Origin of the sequence: Comamonas sp. 4034 (assembly GCF_050434545.1) — a bacterium.
GTDB classification, from domain to species: Bacteria; Pseudomonadota; Gammaproteobacteria; order Burkholderiales; family Burkholderiaceae_C; genus Comamonas; species Comamonas odontotermitis.
Window position 1 is genome coordinate 1 of the sequence record NZ_JBNDIT010000044.1, and the last position, 5,790, is coordinate 5,790.

Below are 5,790 nucleotides of genomic sequence, written 5' to 3' on the forward strand. Positions count from 1 at the left end.
CAAGGCTTCGCTGATTGCAGCGAGTTGGTCCAAGAGGGCTGGTGAGATCGAGAGATGGTCGCTGGCTGGGTTGGATGGGTCTTTAAAAATTAACAGCCGATAAGCGTGGGCGTTTGGTGGCGATTGCCATATGTTCTTCGGAGCAAAACAAGCGCTCACTATAAACAGTAATGAAGAGGGCTTAGGCCTTCTTGATACCGTCAAGTGAGTGAGTAGTCGAGAGACTTTAAATTCAAGATCGAACTATAGAGTTTGATCCTGGCTCAGATTGAACGCTGGCGGCATGCTTTACACATGCAAGTCGAACGGCAGCATGGGCTTCGGCCTGATGGCGAGTGGCGAACGGGTGAGTAATACATCGGAACGTGCCTAGTAGTGGGGGATAACTACTCGAAAGAGTAGCTAATACCGCATGAGATCTAAGGATGAAAGCAGGGGACCTTCGGGCCTTGCGCTACTAGAGCGGCCGATGGCAGATTAGGTAGTTGGTGGGATAAAAGCTTACCAAGCCGACGATCTGTAGCTGGTCTGAGAGGACGACCAGCCACACTGGGACTGAGACACGGCCCAGACTCCTACGGGAGGCAGCAGTGGGGAATTTTGGACAATGGGCGCAAGCCTGATCCAGCAATGCCGCGTGCAGGATGAAGGCCTTCGGGTTGTAAACTGCTTTTGTACGGAACGAAAAGCTTCTGGTTAATACCTGGGAGTCATGACGGTACCGTAAGAATAAGCACCGGCTAACTACGTGCCAGCAGCCGCGGTAATACGTAGGGTGCGAGCGTTAATCGGAATTACTGGGCGTAAAGCGTGCGCAGGCGGTTATGTAAGACAGAGGTGAAATCCCCGGGCTCAACCTGGGAACTGCCTTTGTGACTGCATGGCTAGAGTGCGGCAGAGGGGGATGGAATTCCGCGTGTAGCAGTGAAATGCGTAGATATGCGGAGGAACACCGATGGCGAAGGCAATCCCCTGGGCCTGCACTGACGCTCATGCACGAAAGCGTGGGGAGCAAACAGGATTAGATACCCTGGTAGTCCACGCCCTAAACGATGTCAACTGGTTGTTGGGAATTAACTTTCTCAGTAACGAAGCTAACGCGTGAAGTTGACCGCCTGGGGAGTACGGCCGCAAGGTTGAAACTCAAAGGAATTGACGGGGACCCGCACAAGCGGTGGATGATGTGGTTTAATTCGATGCAACGCGAAAAACCTTACCCACCTTTGACATGGCAGGAACTTTCCAGAGATGGATTGGTGCTCGAAAGAGAACCTGCACACAGGTGCTGCATGGCTGTCGTCAGCTCGTGTCGTGAGATGTTGGGTTAAGTCCCGCAACGAGCGCAACCCTTGCCATTAGTTGCTACGAAAGGGCACTCTAATGGGACTGCCGGTGACAAACCGGAGGAAGGTGGGGATGACGTCAAGTCCTCATGGCCCTTATAGGTGGGGCTACACACGTCATACAATGGCTGGTACAAAGGGTTGCCAACCCGCGAGGGGGAGCTAATCCCATAAAGCCAGTCGTAGTCCGGATCGCAGTCTGCAACTCGACTGCGTGAAGTCGGAATCGCTAGTAATCGTGGATCAGAATGTCACGGTGAATACGTTCCCGGGTCTTGTACACACCGCCCGTCACACCATGGGAGCGGGTCTCGCCAGAAGTAGGTAGCCTAACCGCAAGGAGGGCGCTTACCACGGCGGGGTTCGTGACTGGGGTGAAGTCGTAACAAGGTAGCCGTATCGGAAGGTGCGGCTGGATCACCTCCTTTCTGGAAAACAGCTTTGCTGTTTCGGTGGATGCTCACTTTGTGCAAACAAAGTGAAGTGCCATCGGCACGGCAGGAGCCAAAAAAGCAATCAAGATTGAACGCCCACACTTATCGGTTGTTGGAACACAAGCCAAGGCTTTGTAGAGACTGAGTCACACAAGACGCAGTAGCTACTAGGCATTGGAATGGGTCTGTAGCTCAGCTGGTTAGAGCACTGTGTTGATAACGCAGGGGTCGTTGGTTCGAGCCCAACTAGACCCACCAAAAGCTTCCAACGGATGGCATATTGATTGGCTAGAGCCAAGCAGTGCAAGGCGCGAATGACGACGCATACTTCAGGTATGCGAGGAAGTAGCAACGCGGCAATGCGCAGGCTATAGGCGATCAAAGGGGGATTAGCTCAGCTGGGAGAGCACCTGCTTTGCAAGCAGGGGGTCGTCGGTTCGATCCCGTCATCCTCCACCAATACCTGGTTGTCAAAACTAGCGTCCGATAGACACTTATCACTCAACACCAAAGCGGTTTCGCAAGAGACTGTTTTGTTGTTGATACCGGATTCCCGGATCGACACGGCTGTTCTTTAAAAATTCATAGAGTCGAAATCAGCGTTGTTAGCGGAAAGAGAAAATTCGTAAAGGTTTTATCTCACCGTGCCGCTAACAACAATTTGATTGCGTCAAAACGAATAAGACTTTGCGATGAGCAATGATTATTCAGTAATGACGAATATTCTTCAAGAATGTGGATCCGGGCAACTGGGTTCATGGCAAAGATATTCACATTACGGCATAACGCGCGAGGTGAGAGACCTCGCAAAGCAGTTGCTTGAGAGTGTAGCGATGGAGCTCTAGAGATAGAGGTCAAAGTTATAGGGTCAAGTGACTAAGAGCATGTGGTGGATGCCTTGGCGATGATAGGCGACGAAAGACGTGATAGCCTGCGAAAAGCTTCGGGGAGCTGGCAAATAAGCATTGATCCGGAGGTATCTGAATGGGGGAACCCACCTAGCAATAGGTATCTGCAACTGAATACATAGGTTGCAGAAGCGAACCTGGAGAACTGAAACATCTAAGTACCCAGAGGAAAAGACATCAACCGAGATTCCGATAGTAGTGGCGAGCGAATTCGGAGAAGCCTTGCAGTGATAGTCATTGTGTTAACAAAACGGAATGGAAAGTCCGGCCATAGTGGGTGATAGCCCCGTATGTGAAAGCACAGTGGTGGTACTAGGCTGCAGACAAGTAGGGCGGGGCACGAGAAACCCTGTCTGAACATGGGGGGACCATCCTCCAAGGCTAAATACTCATCATCGACCGATAGTGAACAAGTACCGTGAGGGAAAGGCGAAAAGAACCCCGGGAGGGGAGTGAAATAGATCCTGAAACCGCATGCTTACAAAAAGTCGGAGCCCTTAGGGGTGACGGCGTACCTTTTGTATAATGGGTCAGCGACTTACATTCAGTGGCAAGCTTAACCGAATAGGGAAGGCGTAGAGAAATCGAGTCCGAATAGGGCGACAAGTCGCTGGGTGTAGACCCGAAACCAAGTGATCTATCCATGGCCAGGATGAAGGTGCCGTAACAGGTACTGGAGGTCCGAACCCACTAGTGTTGCAAAACTAGGGGATGAGCTGTGGATAGGGGTGAAAGGCTAAACAAACTTGGAAATAGCTGGTTCTCTCCGAAAACTATTTAGGTAGTGCCTCAAGTATTACCTGCGGGGGTAGAGCACTGTTTAGGCTAGGGGGTCATGGCGACTTACCAAACCTATGCAAACTCCGAATACCGCAGAGTACAGCTTGGGAGACAGAGCACCGGGTGCTAACGTCCGGACTCAAGAGGGAAACAACCCAGACCGCCAGCTAAGGTCCCTAAAACGGGCTAAGTGGGAAACGAAGTGGGAAGGCTAAAACAGTCAGGATGTTGGCTTAGAAGCAGCCATCATTTAAAGAAAGCGTAATAGCTCACTGATCGAGTCGTCCTGCGCGGAAGATGTAACGGGGCTAAGCCAGTTACCGAAGCTGCGGATGCACAGTTTTGCTGTGCGTGGTAGGAGAGCGTTCTGTAAGCCTGAGAAGGTGTCTGGTAACGGATGCTGGAGGTATCAGAAGTGCGAATGCTGACATGAGTAGCGTTAAAGCGGGTGAAAAGCCCGCTCGCCGTAAGCGCAAGGTTTTCTACGCAACGTTCATCGGCGTAGAGTGAGTCGGCCCCTAAGGTGAGGCAGAGATGCGTAACTGATGGGAAACAGGTCAATATTCCTGTACCGATGTGTAGTGCGATGTGGGGACGAAGAAGGTTAGCTCAGCCAACTGTTGGATATGTTGGTTCAAGCCTGTAGTCGTGCTCGGTAGGCAAATCCGCCGGGCTAAGATGAGGGGTGATAACGGGTCTGCTTGCAGACGAAGTGAGTGATACCCAGCTTCCAGGAAAAGCCACTAAGCTTCAGCTACACACGACCGTACCGCAAACCGACACTGGTGCGCGAGATGAGTATTCTAAGGCGCTTGAGAGAACTCAGGAGAAGGAACTCGGCAAATTGACACCGTAACTTCGGGAGAAGGTGTGCCGCAAGTAGGTGAAGTTGAACAAATGGAGCCCAAAGCGGTTGCAAAGAATAGGTGGCTGCGACTGTTTAATAAAAACACAGCACTCTGCAAACACGAAAGTGGACGTATAGGGTGTGACGCCTGCCCGGTGCTGGAAGATTAAATGATGGGGTGCAAGCTCTTGATTGAAGTCCCAGTAAACGGCGGCCGTAACTATAACGGTCCTAAGGTAGCGAAATTCCTTGTCGGGTAAGTTCCGACCTGCACGAATGGCGTAACGATGGCCACACTGTCTCCTCCTGAGACTCAGCGAAGTTGAAATGTTTGTGATGATGCAATCTCCCCGCGGAAAGACGGAAAGACCCCATGAACCTTTACTGTAGCTTTGTATTGGACTTTGAACAGATCTGTGTAGGATAGGTGGGAGGCTTTGAAGGGTGGATGCTAGTTCACCTGGAGCCGACGTTGAAATACCACCCTGGTGTGTTTGAGGTTCTAACCTTGGTCCATGATCTGGATCGGGGACAGTGCATGGTAGGCAGTTTGACTGGGGCGGTCTCCTCCCAAAGCGTAACGGAGGAGTTCGAAGGTACGCTAGTTACGGTCGGACATCGTGACGATAGTGCAATGGCATAAGCGTGCTTAACTGCGAGACTGACAAGTCGAGCAGATGCGAAAGCAGGACATAGTGATCCGGTGGTTCTGTATGGAAGGGCCATCGCTCAACGGATAAAAGGTACTCTGGGGATAACAGGCTGATACCGCCCAAGAGTTCATATCGACGGCGGTGTTTGGCACCTCGATGTCGGCTCATCTCATCCTGGGGCTGTAGTCGGTCCCAAGGGTATGGCTGTTCGCCATTTAAAGAGGTACGTGAGCTGGGTTTAAAACGTCGTGAGACAGTTTGGTCCCTATCTTCCGTGGGCGCTGCAGATTTGAGAGAGCCTGCTCCTAGTACGAGAGGACCGGAGTGGACACACCTCTGGTGTATCGGTTGTCACGCCAGTGGCATTGCCGAGTAGCTAAGTGTGGAAGAGATAACCGCTGAAAGCATCTAAGCGGGAAACTCGTCTCAAGATGAGATCTGCCGGGGGCTTGACCCCCCTAAAGAGTCGTTCTAGACCAGGACGTTGATAGGTTGGGTGTGGAAGCGCAGCAATGCGTTAAGCTAACCAATACTAATTGCTCGTGCGGCTTGACCCTATAACTTTGATGATCCCCCCTTAGATGGGATGCATGCAAAGACACTGCAACTGCAGTTATGCCCAAAGCGCAATCAAATTTAGCTGATAAGACTCTATGAATTCGCTGCGCTGCCTAACAAACCTGGCAGCAAAGCAAAAAGTTATGCCTGATGACCATAGCAAGTTGGTACCACTCCTTCCCATCCCGAACAGGACAGTGAAACGACTTCGCGCCGATGATAGTGCGGATTCCCGTGTGAAAGTAGGTCATCGTCAGGCTTTTATTC

Annotated in this window: 2 tRNA genes and 3 rRNA genes; all 5 read left to right on the forward strand. The window is 51.5% G+C overall.

Annotation, left to right across the window (positions count from 1 at the left end):
* Window positions 1-240 precede the first annotated feature (240 nt).
* The 5 genes from ABIE32_RS21515 (at window position 241) to rrf (ending at window position 5,782) form a co-directional block, all read left to right on the forward strand.
* Window positions 241-1,771 (forward strand): 16S ribosomal RNA (locus ABIE32_RS21515).
* Between the two features lie 187 nt (window positions 1,772-1,958).
* Window positions 1,959-2,035 (forward strand) — tRNA-Ile (locus ABIE32_RS21520).
* A 125-nt stretch (window positions 2,036-2,160) separates the two neighbouring features.
* Window positions 2,161-2,236 (forward strand) — tRNA-Ala (locus tag ABIE32_RS21525).
* Window positions 2,237-2,643: 407 nt separating this feature from the next.
* Window positions 2,644-5,522, forward strand: a 23S ribosomal RNA gene (locus ABIE32_RS21530).
* Between the two features lie 147 nt (window positions 5,523-5,669).
* Window positions 5,670-5,782: ribosomal RNA gene (gene rrf / locus ABIE32_RS21535) — 5S ribosomal RNA — on the forward strand.
* The 16S, 23S and 5S rRNA genes sit together here with 2 tRNA genes alongside, the layout of an rRNA operon.
* Window positions 5,783-5,790 lie beyond the last annotated feature (8 nt).